At 66.7% G+C, this 15,242-nt stretch carries 13 protein-coding genes, 1 pseudogene and 1 riboswitch; of the genes and pseudogenes, 7 read left to right on the plus strand and 7 right to left on the minus strand.

Features of this window, described 5'->3' with window-relative positions:
• Positions 1 to 571: 571 nt before the first annotated feature.
• Positions 572 to 1,051: a VOC family protein gene (locus A1D30_RS23990; protein ID WP_063463248.1), complete on the plus strand. Its 480-nt coding sequence runs from the start codon at positions 572 to 574 to the stop codon at positions 1,049 to 1,051.
• Between the two features lie 158 nt (positions 1,052 to 1,209).
• Here the strand turns inward: A1D30_RS23990 and A1D30_RS23995 are convergent, their stop codons facing one another.
• Positions 1,210 to 2,133, minus strand: coding sequence for a LysR family transcriptional regulator (locus A1D30_RS23995; protein ID WP_063463249.1), 924 nt, complete (start codon positions 2,131 to 2,133; stop codon positions 1,210 to 1,212).
• 158 nt (positions 2,134 to 2,291) lie between these two features.
• Here A1D30_RS23995 and A1D30_RS24000 point away from each other — a divergent pair.
• A pseudogene (locus A1D30_RS24000) lies at positions 2,292 to 2,700 on the plus strand (RidA family protein).
• 61 nt (positions 2,701 to 2,761) lie between these two features.
• Here the strand turns inward: A1D30_RS24000 and A1D30_RS24005 are convergent.
• From A1D30_RS24005 to A1D30_RS24025, 5 genes are all read right to left on the minus strand, one after another.
• Entirely contained in the window at positions 2,762 to 3,250 is a 489-nt protein-coding gene (locus tag A1D30_RS24005) for a hypothetical protein (RefSeq protein ID WP_131798538.1), read from the minus strand.
• Positions 3,251 to 3,279: 29 nt separating this feature from the next.
• Complete coding sequence (locus A1D30_RS24010; RefSeq protein ID WP_131798539.1) at positions 3,280 to 4,347, minus strand: hypothetical protein; 1,068 nt, start codon at positions 4,345 to 4,347, stop codon at positions 3,280 to 3,282.
• A 512-nt stretch (positions 4,348 to 4,859) separates the two neighbouring features.
• Positions 4,860 to 7,610, minus strand: a complete 2,751-nt coding sequence (gene metH / locus A1D30_RS24015; protein WP_277922030.1) for a methionine synthase — start codon at positions 7,608 to 7,610, stop codon at positions 4,860 to 4,862.
• 20 nt (positions 7,611 to 7,630) lie between these two features.
• Positions 7,631 to 7,730: riboswitch (S-adenosyl-L-homocysteine riboswitch) on the minus strand.
• Between the two features lie 41 nt (positions 7,731 to 7,771).
• The gene (locus tag A1D30_RS24020) at positions 7,772 to 8,527 is read right to left on the minus strand and encodes a hypothetical protein (protein WP_063463252.1); all 756 of its coding nucleotides are present in this window, start codon (positions 8,525 to 8,527) and stop codon (positions 7,772 to 7,774) included.
• Positions 8,528 to 8,615: 88 nt separating this feature from the next.
• Positions 8,616 to 9,071: a PACE efflux transporter gene (locus tag A1D30_RS24025; RefSeq protein WP_056057131.1), complete on the minus strand. Its 456-nt coding sequence runs from the start codon at positions 9,069 to 9,071 to the stop codon at positions 8,616 to 8,618.
• Positions 9,072 to 9,145: 74 nt separating this feature from the next.
• Here A1D30_RS24025 and A1D30_RS24030 point away from each other — a divergent pair, with 74 nt between their 5' ends.
• Positions 9,146 to 10,087: a LysR family transcriptional regulator gene (locus tag A1D30_RS24030; protein ID WP_063463253.1), complete on the plus strand. Its 942-nt coding sequence runs from the start codon at positions 9,146 to 9,148 to the stop codon at positions 10,085 to 10,087.
• Between the two features lie 83 nt (positions 10,088 to 10,170).
• Here the strand turns inward: A1D30_RS24030 and A1D30_RS24035 are convergent, their stop codons facing one another.
• Positions 10,171 to 10,974 (minus strand): MBL fold metallo-hydrolase, encoded by an 804-nt coding sequence (locus tag A1D30_RS24035; protein WP_063463254.1) that lies wholly within the window; start codon positions 10,972 to 10,974, stop codon positions 10,171 to 10,173.
• A gap of 111 nt (positions 10,975 to 11,085) precedes the next feature.
• On the opposite strand from A1D30_RS24035, the gene A1D30_RS24040 reads away from it, so the two are divergent.
• The 4 genes from A1D30_RS24040 to A1D30_RS24055 all read left to right on the plus strand — a co-directional run bounded on the left by A1D30_RS24040 (position 11,086) and on the right by A1D30_RS24055 (position 15,012).
• Positions 11,086 to 12,066: a helix-turn-helix domain-containing protein gene (locus tag A1D30_RS24040; RefSeq protein WP_063463255.1), complete on the plus strand. Its 981-nt coding sequence runs from the start codon at positions 11,086 to 11,088 to the stop codon at positions 12,064 to 12,066.
• Positions 12,067 to 12,189: 123 nt separating this feature from the next.
• A complete protein-coding gene (locus tag A1D30_RS24045) occupies positions 12,190 to 12,594 on the plus strand; it encodes a GFA family protein (protein ID WP_063463285.1) in 405 nt (134 codons plus the stop codon).
• 96 nt (positions 12,595 to 12,690) lie between these two features.
• The gene (locus tag A1D30_RS24050; protein ID WP_242422029.1) at positions 12,691 to 13,491 is read left to right on the plus strand and encodes a PPK2 family polyphosphate kinase; all 801 of its coding nucleotides are present in this window, start codon (positions 12,691 to 12,693) and stop codon (positions 13,489 to 13,491) included.
• A 216-nt stretch (positions 13,492 to 13,707) separates the two neighbouring features.
• A complete protein-coding gene (locus A1D30_RS24055; RefSeq protein WP_063463257.1) occupies positions 13,708 to 15,012 on the plus strand; it encodes a Glu/Leu/Phe/Val dehydrogenase in 1,305 nt (434 codons plus the stop codon).
• Positions 15,013 to 15,242 lie beyond the last annotated feature (230 nt).

Genomic DNA, 15,242 nt, shown 5'->3' on the forward strand with positions numbered 1-15,242 from the left:
AGGCAAATGGCCGCGAAGGCGGCAAGAAGGGCCTCGGGGCAACCCAAAAGCAAGGCCCACCAGCAGGCAAAAAGGGCGGTCTCTGCGCGATCTGAAAACTGCGGCCTTGTAGCACTCACGAATTCGAGTTGTTCAGGACATCCCTAGGGGCTGCGTATTTACATCATTTAGATAAAGTTCTTGCCGCCGCGATTTGCGATATTGAAGTGGAGGCGACTGGTCAAGGCGTGAAATTGCTATGCGCGGAGATTCAAACGCTGCTCTCTACTTACCAAGAGACCCAAAACAAGTTTTATGGCGGAGGAGCGCCACACTCTTCTCGGTCTGTATCAGAGGCCCTCTGTGAGCTTCGTGAAATGCGCAGGCAACTCGATCAATTCCGTTAGGAAGCATCGTCGGCGGCTGTCAGCTCCCGCTCCAATCGACTTTTAACTGTCTGAATAGCTTCGGTATCTGTTGAGCGCCCATTGCTGCAGCATTTCAGCGGGCAATTCGGCATTCCACAAACTGCCAAAATCTCGGTTCCATCCTGCTCCACCCGAGCATCCTCCGCCCCCCACAGGAGCTCCCCATGCCCCCCAAAACCACCCTCTGCCTCTGGTTCAACGGCACGGCACTGGAGGCGGCGACGTTCTACGCGGCCACCTTTCCCGACAGCGCCGTAGGGCGGGTGATGCATGCGCCCGGCGACTACCCCGCAGGGCACCAGGGCGATGTGCTGACGGTGGAGTTCACGGTGCTGGGCATCCCGTGCCTGGGGCTGAACGGCGGCCCGGCCTTCACGCACAGCGAGGCGTTTTCGTTCCAGATCGCGACGGACGATCAAGCCGAAACCGACCGGCTGTGGAACGCGATTGTGGGCAATGGCGGGCAGGAGAGCGCCTGCGGCTGGTGCAAGGACCGGTGGGGGCTGTCGTGGCAGATCACGCCACGGGTGTTGACGCAGGCCATCAATGACCCGGACCGCGCAGCGGCCAAGCGGGCCTTTGACGCGATGATGGGCATGCGCAAGATCGATGTGGCGGCGATTGAGGCGGCGTGGCGTGGGTGACCTGGGTGACCTGGGTGACCTGGGTGACCTGGGTGACCTGGGTGACCTGGGTGATGGCGGTGCCGCAAATTTTTCACTTTGTGCGGCGCATTTTTTGACTCAAAACCCTGCCTTGCGCCTGTCCAGTTTTCTTTTTTAGCTATCTATTCAATAGCATTTCACCTGCTGCGCACTGCCACCGGCGCATGCAGCGCCATCAACCCCACCACCCAGTCAATGAACACCCGCACCTTGGCGCTCACATGCCGTTGGGGTGGGTAGGCCACGTACAGCGGCATGGGCGCCAGCGTCCAGTCCTGCAGCAGGGGCACCAGTTCGCCGGTGGCCACGTGGGGGCGGGCCATGTAGTCAGGCAGCCAGAGCACGCCCAGGCCCGCCAGGCCTGCGGCCAGGTAGGCGTTGCCATCGTCCACCGCGCAAACATCGTGGCCCTGGGCGCGCACATGTTCGGTGCCACGGCGCATCTCGAACGGCAGGGGCTGGCCGGTGCGTGCCCACAGAAAACCCACGGTGCGGTGGTGCGGGCCTTCCAGCGCCTGCGGGTGCTCGGGCGTGCCCGCGCGCTGCAGGTAGCTGGGGGCTGCGTACACGCGCAGTTGCAGGTCGCCCACATGGCGTGCGACCAGCGCGGGGTTGGTGATGGCGCCGCCGCGCACCACGCAGTCCACGTTGTCGCCCACCATGTCCACGGGGCGGTCGCTCACGCCCATGTGCAGGAGGATGTCGGGGTACTGCGCGTGGAACGCGGGCAGCGCCGGGATGAGAACCAGGCGCGCCAGGGGGCTGGGCACGTCCACCCGCAGGCGGCCCCGGGGCGCGGCGGCGGCGGTGGAAACGCTGGCATCGGCGTCGTCCAGGTCGGCCAGCAGGCGCACCACGCGCTCGTAGTACGCGGCGCCGTCGGGCGTGACCTGCACCCGCCGGGTGGTGCGGTGCAGGAGCTTCACGCGCAAGCGGGCTTCGAGCTGCTGCACCAGCTGCGTGACGGTGGTGCGGCTCAGGTGCAGGGTGAGGGCGGCCTTGGTGAAGCTGCCGGATTCCACCACGCGGGCGAAGGCCTGCAGGGCGTCAAAACGGTCCATGGCGTAGAGGTAGTTGAGGCATGTTGAAGCAGCAACACGCCCGCCATTGTTTGGCAATCAGGAACAGTGGTGCGCAGATTAGCGTGTTTATCAGAACAACGCGCGCTTCTACAGTGCCTTCATCGCAATCATCTGCCCCGCAGAACGAAAGGAATCCCATGCCCCACCGTGATGTTGTCTTCCCCGCAGGCCGCCAGGCGCTGTACGAGCGCAACCGCTATTCGCCCGCAGTGCGCTCCAACGGTTTCTTGTTTGTCTCTGGCCAGGTCGGCAGCCGTGAGGACGGCTCGCCCGAGCCCGACCTGGCCGCCCAGGTGCGCCTGGCGTTCACCAACCTCAATGCCGTACTGCAGGCTGCGGGCTGCGGGCTGCACGTTTGACGATGTGGTGGATGTGACGATGTTTGTGGTCAACCCCGAGGCGAACTTCGCAACCGTCTGGGGCGTCGTGCCCGAATTCTGGGGCGAGGCGCCCTACCCCACGCTGACGGGCATCGGGGTGACCTGGCTGTATGGGTTTCAGTTCGAGATCAAGGTGATTGCGCAGCTGCCGGACAGCCGGGGCTGATCGGTTTGCCTTGAGAAATCTGAATGAGATTCATGGCTCCTGAAGCAGTGAGCAGGCCCTTCTACCGCGCCTGTAACTGCCCCTCAAACACACAGGCAGCGCCCCGATAGGCACCGCAACCCGTCTCGGACACCCAGGCCCGGCGCCCGTCGGCATCCACCCGCACCTGGACCTCGCAAGCGGCAGCGTCGGGTTCGGGCCGGTAGGGCTTGAGCACCAGGATGCCTCGTTGCCATTGCCCCAGGCTGTCCAGACCGCCGCTGCACTGCGGCGATCCAACCGTGAGCGCTGCCGCCACCGCGCCGCGTTCAGCATCCAAGACGATGAGTCGTAACTGCAACTGCCCCACCAAGGCCGGGCCTTCCCATTGCGCCGCGAGGCGGCTGGCTGGCAAGGTGGAACTGGCAGCAAGAGCAGGGGCCGGAGCCTGGGCCCAGCAGACGGGCTGGGTCAGTGCCAGCGCGGCCCACAGCGCTTTTCGTGCCCCAGCACGCGCCACGCTGCGCGCCACGGCACCACAACGTACAAGGGAGCGAAGTCGGGCGGACAAGGTACAAGTCATTGCAGGAATCGGGCGTTTCAACGGAAGTTGGCGGGCACTATGCGCTGCTCAATGTACTGCCACAGGTACGCCGTGTAAGCCTTGGCTGCGCTGCCTTCGTGGGCGTCGATCATCGTCTGGCGCTTGTCGGCATCAGCCACGTGGTTTTTCAGCAGGCCTTCAGCGCGCGCATCGGTCAGCGTGCCTTTGAGGATTTGCGCCGCACCATTCGCGCCCTCGTGGTGGACCAGGTAGATGTACTGCGCTTTCTTGTCTGCGGGCAGATCGGCAGACACCAAAGGGGTGCCGTCGTTGTTGGAGCGGGCGCTCAGCTGGGTGAAATAACCCTTGTCCAGCTCAGCCGCAGCCACGATGGAGGTGGTGGCGTCAAAGCGCAAGTCCAGCAGCGCAGCCCGGTCCACCACCTGGTTGGCATCGTTCACCAGCCCCAGGGACTTGGCCTGTTCGTTGACGTAGCTGCCCGGCTTGGTGGCCGATTCGATCCAGGTACTTTCCAGAAACTGCGTCAAGCCCCCAGCCTTGCTGGTGGTGTTGTAGCTCTGCGGGTCCCAGGTGGCAGAGAGTTCTCTGCGCAAGGCCTTCCACTCGGCGGCCCCCGCCTTGTCCAGCTTGGCTTTGGGGTCCAGCTGCGGATGCAGCTCGCCAAAAAAGCGCTGGTTGGCGGCGTCGTCCAGGCGCTTGCCGCGCAGCGGGCCCGCTTCTGCAGATATCACGGCCGCAATCGTGGCGCGTGGGTAGCCCGTGCGATCCGCAGCCAGGGTAATGGCGTCGCGGTAAACCTCGTTCACGCCCAGCCGCAATGGATCGGTCCGGTCGCGCTCGGCATGCCGCAACGCGGTCAGGGCATTGGGCGCTGGCACGGTGCCAGCCCCCCAGAACGGCGTGGAGTTGGCGCTTTGCGTGGTGTTGCTGCTGGCGGTGGGGTTGAGGGTATCGGCCTGCGCCAGCATCAAACCGGATTGCGCAGCCGCCGAGGTGTTTCCGTTGGCAAAGCCCGTCTCCTGAGACAAACTGGGGTCCGCAGGCGCTGCAGCCGTGCCACTGCCGGAAAGTGCCCAAGTACTGGTGCTGGTATTGATTTGCATGGTGAAGAGCTGTCGGTATTGATCCATCCCTGGGCACGATGGGCACTGGGCCTCGTGCCATCCCTTGGGGCATCTGCCACTGGATGCAGCCGTGAGGGATGAACGTGATTGAACCGGTTTTACCTTCGTACAGCTATACAGGCGATTCCTAGCTAGGAATCTCCCTAGCTGGGAAGAACACCTACCCACAGAGAGAAGAACCGCCCGGCCACACCCAGGGCTCGGGGCGAGGCTCTGCGTTCGATCTACCGGAAAGTCTGGCCAGGCGCCTGATCGGGCAGCCCGAGCTTTCGCTCTGCCCGTCGAGGAGCTGCTCAGTGGAAACACCCAGGCTTCGACAGGCCGAGCCCCAACGGGCGGGGGGAAACGGACGGGACAAAGGACGAGGAAAACGGGTGTGACCTGTGGTCACAAGGTCCTCAAAATCAAACCGAACTAGCCTCCAGCGCTTTGTCCACAATCGCAAGCTGCCACACAGTGAATTGCAAAAGCATCCAACGGCAGCAACGGCATCACAGATTCGGCGCCAGCAACCGCTCCAGCACCTTCTCATCCATGCCCCGGCGCTCGGCCATGTCGTGCAGCTGGTCTTCGCCGATCTTGCCCACGTTGAAGTACACGCTGTCGGGGTGGCCGATGTAGAAGCCGCTCACGCTCGCGGCGGGCGTCATGGCCAGGCTCTCGGTCAGGCCCATGCCGATCTCTTCGCACTGCAGCACGCGGAACAGCTCCTGCTTGGCGCTGTGGTCCGGGCAGGCGGGGTAGCCGGGCGCGGGGCGGATGCCAGCGTACTTCTCGGCAATCATCTCGTCGTTGCTGAGTTGCTCACCCGCTGCGTAGCCCCACAGGTCGGTGCGCACGCGCTGGTGCAGGCATTCGGCAAAGGCCTCGGCCAGGCGGTCGGCCAGGCTCTTGAGCATGATGGCGCTGTAGTCGTCCAGCGCATCCACAAAGGCCTGTTCCTTCTTCTCCACGCCCAGGCCGGCCGTGACGGCGAACAGGCCTGCGTAGTCGGCAATGCCGCTGTCCTTGGGCGCAACGAAGTCGGCGAGACACCGGCTGGGGCGCATCACGCCGTCGATCATCTGCTTTTCGGTCTGCTGGCGCATGCCGTACCAGGTCATGGCGACCTGGGTGCGTGTTTCGTCGGTGTAGAACTCGATGTCGTCGCCCACGCTGTTGGCGGGGTAGAGCGCCATCACGCCACTGGCGCTGAGCCAGCGGCCTTCGATGAGCTTTTTCAGCATGGCCTGGCCGTCGGCAAACACGCGCGTGGCTTCCACGCCCACCACCTCATCGGTCAGGATGGCGGGGTAGGGCCCAGCCAGATCCCAGGTCTGGAAGAACGGGCCCCAGTCGATGTATTTGGCCAGCTCGGCCAGGTCGAAGTTCTTGAACACGCGGCGGCCCAGCAAGCGCGGCGTGGGCGGCACGTAGGTGCTGAAGTTGACGGGCGTGCGGTTGGCGCGGGCTTTCTCCAGCGACCACATGGGGGTCTGCTTTTTGTTGGCGTGCTGGGTGCGCACTTTTTCGTAGTCGGCGTTCAGCTCCTGAACGTAGTTCTGCACGCCATCGCCCAGCAGGCTTTGCGCCACGCTCACGCTGCGCGATGCGTCGGGCACGTAGACCACGGGGCCTTCGTAGTGCGGCGCGATCTTGACGGCGGTGTGCACGCGGCTGGTGGTGGCGCCGCCAATCAGCAGCGGGATCTTCTTGATGCGAAAGTGGTCGTCCTTCTGCATCTCGCCCGCCACGTACTGCATTTCTTCGAGGCTGGGCGTGATGAGGCCCGACAGACCCACGATGTCCGCGCCCTCGACCTTGGCGCGCGCCAGGATCTCGTGGCAGGGCACCATCACGCCCATGTTCACGACTTCGAAGTTGTTGCACTGGAGCACAACGGTGACGATGTTCTTGCCGATGTCGTGCACGTCGCCCTTCACGGTGGCGATGATGATCTTGCCCTTGCTGCGCACATCGCGCCCGGCGAGTTCGTCCTGGCGCTTTTCTTCTTCGATGTAGGGGATCAGGTGGGCCACGGCGCTTTTCATCACGCGCGCCGACTTCACCACCTGGGGCAGGAACATCTTGCCCGCGCCGAACAAGTCGCCCACCACGTTCATGCCGTCCATGAGCGGGCCTTCGATCACGTGCAGCGGGCGGCCGCCCTTGGCAACGATGGCCTGGTAGGCCTCTTCGGTGTCTTCGACGATGAAATCGGTGATGCCGTGCACCAGCGCGTGGGAGAGGCGCTCGCCCACGGTCTTGGGGTGCTCGGGCGTGCCGCGCCATTCGAGCTTCTTGCTCTCGTCCTTGGCGCCGCTCTTGGCGGTTTCGGCAATCTCCACCAGGCGCTCGCCCGCATCGGCGCGGCGGTTGAGCACCACGTCTTCCACACGCTCGCGCAGCACGGGTTCGAGGTCGTCGTACACGCCCACCATGCCCGCGTTGACGATGCCCATGTCCATGCCCGCCTGGATGGCGTGGTACAGGAACACGGTGTGGATGGCCTCGCGCACCGGGTCGTTGCCACGGAAGCTGAACGATACGTTGGACACACCGCCCGACACCTTGGCGCCCGGCAGGTTCTGCTTGATCCAGCGCGTGGCTTCGATGAAATCGACCGCGTAGTTGTTGTGCTCTTCAATGCCGGTAGCCACCGCGAAGATGTTGGGGTCGAAGATGATGTCTTCGGGTGGGAAGCCCACCTCATCGACCAGCACGCGGTAGGCGCGTTCGCAGATCTCGATCTTGCGGGCGTAGGTGTCGGCCTGGCCCACTTCGTCAAACGCCATCACCACGGCGGCGGCGCCGTAGCGGCGCACCAGGCGTGCCTCGTGCTTGAACTTCTCCACGCCCTCTTTCATGCTGATGGAGTTGACGATGCCCTTGCCCTGGATGCAGCGCAGACCGGCCTCGATCACGTCCCACTTGGAGCTGTCCACCATGATGGGCACACGCGCGATGTCGGGCTCGGAGGCGATGAGCTGCAGAAAGCGCACCATGGCCGCCTTGCTGTCGAGCATGGCCTCGTCCATGTTGATGTCGATGACCTGGGCGCCGTTTTCCACCTGCTGGCGGGCCACGGCCAGGGCCTCCTCGTACTGCCCGTTGAGGATCATGCGGGCAAAGGCCTTGGAGCCGGTGACGTTGGTGCGCTCGCCGATGTTGACGAACAGCGTGCCCTCGCCAATGGAGACGGGCTCCAGGCCGGACAGCTTCATGGGGGGCAGGGACGGGGCAGACGCGGACATAGGACTCACCTGTGCAGGGGCAGCAGAAAAACAGGTGAGCGTCGTTGCGGTGGGGCTTGAATAGCTTTTGGGTGCCCAAGCCTGACGGCCCCGTCGTGGTGAGAGGCCGCTGCAACGCTCCTTGGGCAGGTGCGGATTTTACCGGGTGATACGAGCAGGCGTTCGCCGCATCAGCGCACGGGCAGGAACTGCAAGAAGGTGCCGCCCACAATGCCCTGCACATAGCTGATGGCCGCGCGGCGGTACTTTTCGGTGGTAAAGGCGGCCAGCAGGTCCAGCCGCGCAATGATCTTGCCGAACTCGCGCTCGAAGCTCAGGTTGCGGCCCTGGGCGCCGATCTCGTCGGCCAGCAGCAGCGGCTGGCCCTGGGCATTGCGGCGCTGGGCGAGCAGCCAGGCGGCGGTTTCGACATTGCGCGCGGCGTTGTAGAGGTGCTGGGCATCCACGCCGTCGAGCAGGAAGAACTCCGTCTTGCCGCCATGGGCGGTGATGACCATGTCGGCCGTGGCATGGATGAAGGCCGCCACGCGGTCGCCCGCGAACTCGGGCGCCAGGGCCAGTGCCATGGCGGCGATGTCGCGGCGGCCCTGCAGTGGGGCCCAGGGCTGGCGCTGCAACACGGCGGTGCGCAGCTGCTCCAGCGCCTGTTCGCGGCTGGTGGCGGTGCCCTTGCGCCATTCGGCGGGGTTGCGGCGGTAGAGCTTGTCGGCCAGGCGCAGCAGGCCGTCCAGGTTCTCCTGCATGGCCAGGGTGGCCATGCGGTTGGCGTCGGCCTGGGCCAGCTCGGCGGCATGGGTGGGCGCACCCTTCACCTCGCCACGCGGCGTGGGGGCGTTGCTGGCACAGCCTGCCAGCACGCAGCAGGCCACCACGCCAGCCCACCAACCCGGCAACCCCCGCAGCAGCAATAAAAACGGCCCACGCATGGGGCCGATTATGGGTGGCGGCAGAGCGCCCCTGGCCGCTGCCGAACGGCGGTTGACATTGTTTGAAGAAGCGCGCTCTGGGCTGTTGTTACGACGCCGCCATGGCCGATGCGGGCAGGCCGAACAGGTGGTCAAACACCCAGTTGAAGACAAAGGTGTAGCAGAGGAAGAACACGATCAGCCCCAGGTCCATCACAAACGCGTGCCACAGGCTCACGCCAAACCACCAGGCAAACAGCGGCACCAGCGTGAAGACCAGCCCCCCCTCGAACCCGATGGCGTGCGCCACGCGCCGCGCCACGCTGCGCCCGCGCACCGGCTGGCGCGCCTCCCAGCGCTCGAACGCCCAGTTGAAGACGATGTTCCAGACGATGGCGATCACCGAGGCCGCCACCGCCACCACGCTCGAATGCCCCGCGCCCTGGCCCGTGAGCAGCGCCAGGCCCACCGTGGCGGCGCCAATGGCGATCAGCTCGTACAGGGTCACGTAGATCACGCGGCGCTTGACGCCTTGCAGGCCAAAAAGAGTGGGTGTCTTGTCCATGGCCGGTACTTTATATTCGCCGCACTGACACATAAAGTCAGCTTGTTTCAGTTTTATTGATAGATCAAACCGCCATGGCCTTCAACTCCGACAGCGTGCAGGTGTTTCTGACCGTGCTCGACCAGGGCTCGTTTTCGGCCGCCGCGCGGGCGCTGTCGCGCGTGCCCTCGGCCGTGAGCATGACGATGGCGCACCTGGAGGCCGAGCTGGATGTGCAACTCTTCGACCGCAGCGGCCGCGAGCCCCGGCCCACGGCGGCGGCGCGCGCGCTGGAGCCCCAGGCGCGGCTGCTGGCCCAGCAGCTGCAGCAGCTCAACGCCCAGGCACTGGCGCTGACCCAGGGGCTGGAGGAGCGCCTGACCCTGGCCATTGCCCCCGAGCTGCTGGCCGCACGCTGGCGGGGCCCGCTGGCGGCGCTGGCGCACGAATACCCGCTGCTGCAGGTCGAGGTGCTGGCTGCGCCGCAGGTGGACGCGCTGGCGCTGCTGCACAGCGGCCGGGCGCAGCTGGCGCTGGTGTTCGAGCGGCCCAGCATCGACGGGCGCGAGGGGTTTCAGGAAGTGGGCACCGAAACCCTGGTGGCCGTGATCGCGCCGGATCACCCCGTGCTGGCCGGGGCCCGCGCCGCCGCCCAGGCGCGCGGCGAGCCGCCCGAGGGCGCGATGCTGCGCGAGGAGCACCTGACCACCACGCGCCAGATCGTGGTGGCCAGCCGCGACCTGGGCCAGACCGACCCGCGTTTTGTGTTTGCCCGCCACCACTGGCGCACCGACAACCACCTGGCGGCGCTGGGCCTGATCGAGGCCGGGCTGGGCTGGGGCTGGCAGCCGCGCGCGCTGGTGCAGCCGCGCATTGCGGCGGGCACGCTGGTGGAGATGCCGTTTGAAAACCTCAGCAACGGCACGGCGCTGTGGGTGGATGTGGTGTGGTCCAAAGAGCGGCCGCTGGGCCTGGGCGCGGCGCGGTTTGTGGCGCTGATGCGCGACAGCGCCACGCCGCAGGGCGCGGCCCGGTAACGCACCCAGGGCCATAAACAGGGGTCAAAAACGGCCTCTGCGCGCGTCCATATTGCCTCATTAGCTCTTATTTATATAGCAAACTACGCCATCACAGCCTGGTACTCCCGGCACTCGCCGTCCTCGGGCACCCAGAGGCGGTCGGCCCAGCCGCCGTCCACCGCCCGCTGGCGCACGGCAGCGCGGGTGGTGGGGCAGTGGTCCAGCGCTTCCAGGTGGTTCACCACCAGCGTCCCGGGGGTCAGCCGTGCGGCCTCGGCCATGTCGGCGGCGTCCATGAGGATTTCGGCTCCCACATCGAACCGGGCCCCGCCCGCAGGCAGCACCGACACCTCGGGCTGCAGGCGCGCCAGGCAGTCGCGCACGGTGGGCGTGAGCATGGTGTCGCCCGCCAGGTAGACGCTGGGCTCGCCCGGCAGCTCCAGCAGGTAGCCATGGCCATGCTCCATCAGGCGGCCCACCCAGCCGGTGCCGTGCACACAGGGGATGGGCGTGATGTGGCCGCCCAGCACCAGCGGCTGGCGCCCCGGCCCCGCCAGCGGCAGCACCTGCAGGCCCCGCTGCGCAAGGTAGCCGGCATCGCGCGGCATGCACAGCACGGGAATCTGCCGCTCGCGCAGAAAGCGCTTGCCCATGCGGTCCAGGTGGTCGAAGTGGCCGCGCTGGCAGTGGGTGATGAGGGCGTGGGTCACACGCTGCAGCAGCGCGTCTGTGCCTGCGGGCAGTTCCACGATGGGATTGCGCTGGCGCCCTGCGCCCAGGTAGCGCAGCGCGGGCAGGCTGCCCCGGGGCGCGAGCATGGGGTCCACCAGCAGGCCCACGGGGCGGCCTTCGGCGGAGGTGAATTCCAGCAACACGGTGGCGTTGCGCAATTGGGTGATCTGCATGGCGGGGCTCCAGAGCCGGTGGGGATGCCATGGATTGTTGGGATTTGCGGGTGCGACGAGAATGGCCAGGTTGGACAACTTCTTTCCAATTTCTGCCACCTCACCGTTACCATGCCTCAGCCACCCTTGCCTCCCCTGCGCCTGGCCCTGCTGCTGTACCCCGGCTGCATGCCCGCCGGCCTGTTTGCCACGGCCGACCTGGCGCGGGCCGCCAACCTGCGCGCGCAGCGTGCCGTGGTCACCACCTGCTGGGCGGGGGTGGACCTGCAGCCCGTGCCCACCTGGCAGGGCCCGGCCCTCACGCCCGGCGTGGCGCTGGCGCAGGCCGAGGTGGATGCGGTGCTGGTGCCCGGCCTGTGGCTGTCGTCGCCCGACGGCTGGCAGGCGCCCGCGCTGCAGCAGCAGCTGGCACCCGCCGTGGCGGCGCTGCGCGCCGTGCCCCGCCGCACCCGGGTGTGGAGCTACTGCGCCGGGGTGGCGCTGGCCGCCGCCAGCGGCCGCTTGCGCGGGCGCGGCGCCACGGCCACCTGGTGGCTGCGCGCGGCGCTGGAACAGCAGTTTGGCGCGGTGCATTGGCGCTTTGACGAGCCGCTGGTGGAAGACGGCCCCGCCACCACCGCCGCAGGCGCCAACGGACACCTGCCGCTGATGCTGCACGCGCTGGCCCAGCGGCTTGATGCCGCCGCGCTGGGCGATCTGCAGTCGCTGCTGATGCTGCCGCGCCCGCGCACCACCCACCCCGCGTTTGCGGAGCACGACCTGATGGCTGTGACCGATCCCACCCTGCGCCGCGCGCTGCTGTGGGTGCAGCGTTGCCCCGCCACCGCGCTGCGCCTGCCCGCTCTGGCCGAGGCGCTGGCGCTGTCGCCCCGCACACTGGCGCGCCGGGTGCAGGCGCACACGGGGCTGTCGGCCGCGCTGTGGATGCGGCGCATCAAGCTGCGCCAGGTGGGCGAGGCGCTGTGCGACACGCCCCTGCCCCTCAAACGCATTGCCGAAGATTTGGGCTTTGCCAGCGAGGCGGGCCTGCACCGCGCGTTCCAGCAGGCCACGGGGCAAACGCCGCTGGCCTACCGCATGGCGCATGGCTGAAGCCCCCGGATTGACAGTCGGCCGGTGGTCGCGGCATCGTTCACCCGAAGGATGCCGCCGGGCGCAAGGTTTGCAACCATGCCCGCCCACCCACACCCACAGCGCAACAACAGGACCCCCGCCATGACCGCCACCACCCACACCGCCACCTGCCACTGCGGCGCCGTTGCCGTCGAAGCCACGCTGGACCTGGCCCAGCCCACCTACCGCTGCAACTGCAGCATCTGCCGCCGCACCCGCTTCTGGCCCGCCGTGGCGCTGCCGGGCGGCTTTCGCATCGTGCGGGGGCAGGACGACCTCACGCGCTACACCTTTGGCAGCCACAAGAACCACCACTACTTCTGCCGCCACTGCGGCGTGCGCGTGTTTGGCCACGGCACCGACACGCCCATGGGCGAGATGTATGGCGTGAACGTAGGCTGCATTGATGGCCTGGCGGACGAAGACCTGGCGCGCCTGGCCGTCGTGCGGGTGGACGGGCTGCACGACCAGTGGCAGCAGGCACCGGCGCACAGCGGGTATCTTTGAGGACCTGTTGAAATTACCGGCGCACCGCGCCGCCCTGCCAGGAGCCCGCCCGTGCCTTCACCGTTTGCCGCCGCCCCGTCCTCCCTGCTGCAGCGCCTGCAGCCCTGGCAGCCGCCGGGCAAGCAGATGTCGCTGGACGACATCGACGCCGGCGCCAAGCCGTTCTCGCTGGGCGACAAGGCCCGCGACAAGGCGGCGGTGGAGGAGCTGGCGGTGGAGCTGGATGCACTGCAGAACCTGTTCTACGCCGACAAGCGCTACAAGCTGCTGGTGGTGCTGCAGGGCACGGATACCTCGGGCAAGGACGGCACCATCCGGGGCGTGTTTGCCCGCATGAGCGCCCTGGGCGTGCACGCCGTGGGCTGGAAGGCGCCCACCGAGACCGAGCGCGCCCACGACTACCTCTGGCGCATCCACCAGCAGGTGCCGCAGGCGGGCGACATCACCGTGTTCAACCGCAGCCACTATGAGGACGTGCTGGTGCCCGTGGTCAACGGCTGGATCACGCCCGATCAGCACCAGCAGCGGCTGGCGCACATCAACGACTTTGAACGCATGCTCAGCGAGACGGGCACCATCGTGCTGAAGTTTTTGCTGCACATCGGCAAGGACGAACAGCGCGAGCGCCTGCAGGAGCGGCTGGACGACCCGGCCAAACACTGGAAGTTCAGCATGGGCGACATCGATGCGCGCAAGCAGTGGGCCGACTACCGCCGTGCCTACAACACGCTGCTGGCGGCCACCCACACGCCCTGGGCGCCCTGGACCATCGTGCCCGCCGACTCCAAGACGCACCGCAACCTGATGGTTGCCACGGTGCTGCGTGCGGTGCTGCAGAACCTGGACCTGCGCTACCCGACGGGCGACCCGGCGCTGGCGCATGTCACCGTCGCATAGGCCTGCCAAGCAGGGCCCGGGCAGCCCCTGGGCGGGGGCAGGCAACGCGCCTTTCGGCGCGCTCCGGGGCCCCTGCTTTTGCTGCAGCGCCGCATAAACAGGTGCCCTCCACTGGTTATGCATTATTTGCATAGCACTCAAACACTCCGGCCTTAGACAGCGTGCAACCGCAGGCATAAGCTTCGCGGCTTGAACTGATCCCACAAGGAATTCACCATGTCTTCACCCACTGGCGCTGCCAGCCCCACCCACTCCCTGCCCTCGTACCTGCAGGCCGACCACCTCGGCCCCTGGGGCAACTACCTGCAGCAGGTGGACCGCGTCACCCCTTACCTGGGCAACCTGGCGCGTTGGGTGGAAACGCTCAAGCGCCCCAAGCGCATCCTGATCGTGGATGTGCCGATCGAGCTGGACAACGGCACCATCGCCCACTACGAAGGCTACCGCGTGCAGCACAACCTGAGCCGGGGCCCGGGCAAGGGCGGCGTGCGTTTTCACCAGGACGTGACGCTGTCGGAAGTGATGGCCCTGTCGGCCTGGATGTCGGTGAAGAACGCGGCAGTGAACGTGCCCTACGGCGGCGCCAAGGGCGGCATTCGCGTGGACCCCAAGAAGCTGTCGATGGGTGAGCTGGAGCGCCTGACGCGCCGCTACACCAGCGAGATCGGCCTACTGATCGGCCCCTCCAAGGACATCCCCGCCCCTGATGTGAACACCAACGGCCAAGTGATGGCCTGGATGATGGACACGTACTCGATGAACGTGGGCGCCACCGCCACCGGCGTGGTCACCGGCAAGCCCGTGGACCTGGGCGGCTCGCTGGGCCGTGTCGAAGCCACCGGCCGTGGCGTGTTCACCGTGGGCGTGGAAGCCGCCAAGCTGACCGGCTTGCATCTGGACGGCGCCCGGGTGGCCGTGCAGGGCTTTGGCAACGTGGGCGGCATTGCCGCCAAGCTGTTTGCCGAAGCCGGTGCCAAGGTGGTGGCTGTGCAGGACCACACCGGCACCATCTTCAACAGCAAGGGCGTGGATGTGCCCGCGCTGCTGGCGCATGTGAAGGCCCGGGGCGGCGTGGGCGGCTTTGCCGGCGCCGACGTGATGAAGGCCGAGGAGTTCTGGGGCGTGGATTGCGAGATCCTGATCCCTGCCGCCCTCGAAGGCCAGATCACCAAGGACAACGCGGGCCAGATCAAGGCCAAGCTCGTGATCGAAGGCGCCAATGGCCCCACGACCACCGAGGCCGACGACATCCTGCACGACAAGGGCGTGCTGGTGCTGCCCGACGTGATCGCCAACGCCGGCGGCGTGACGGTGAGCTACTTTGAATGGGTGCAGGACTTTTCCAGCTTCTTCTGGAGCGAGGACGAGATCAACGCCCGCCTGGTGCGCATCATGCAAGAGGCCTTTGCGGGCATCTGGCAGGTGGCGCAAGAGCACAAGGTGAGCCTGCGCACCGCCACCTTCATCGTGGCCTGCCAGCGCATCCTGCACGCCCGCGAAATGCGCGGTCTGTACCCATAAGCACTCGCCCGTGATCCAGGCGCACGTCCCCAACCCGGGACGGGCCTGCACACCCACCGCCAGCCGCTGCGATCCAGCCCTGGCGGTTTTTTCTGGCCGGTACATCGCCCGGCATCCCGCTGCCGACCTGCGATTTGTTGTGCTGCGGCGACGCGGGCCCCAATGCATGGCCACCGTTTGTGGGGCCAGAACGACCGCGCAGGCGAATCCGAAACACAAAGATACGTACA

Origin of the sequence: Acidovorax sp. GW101-3H11 (assembly GCF_001633105.1) — a bacterium.
Taxonomy (GTDB): Bacteria; Pseudomonadota; Gammaproteobacteria; order Burkholderiales; family Burkholderiaceae_C; genus Acidovorax.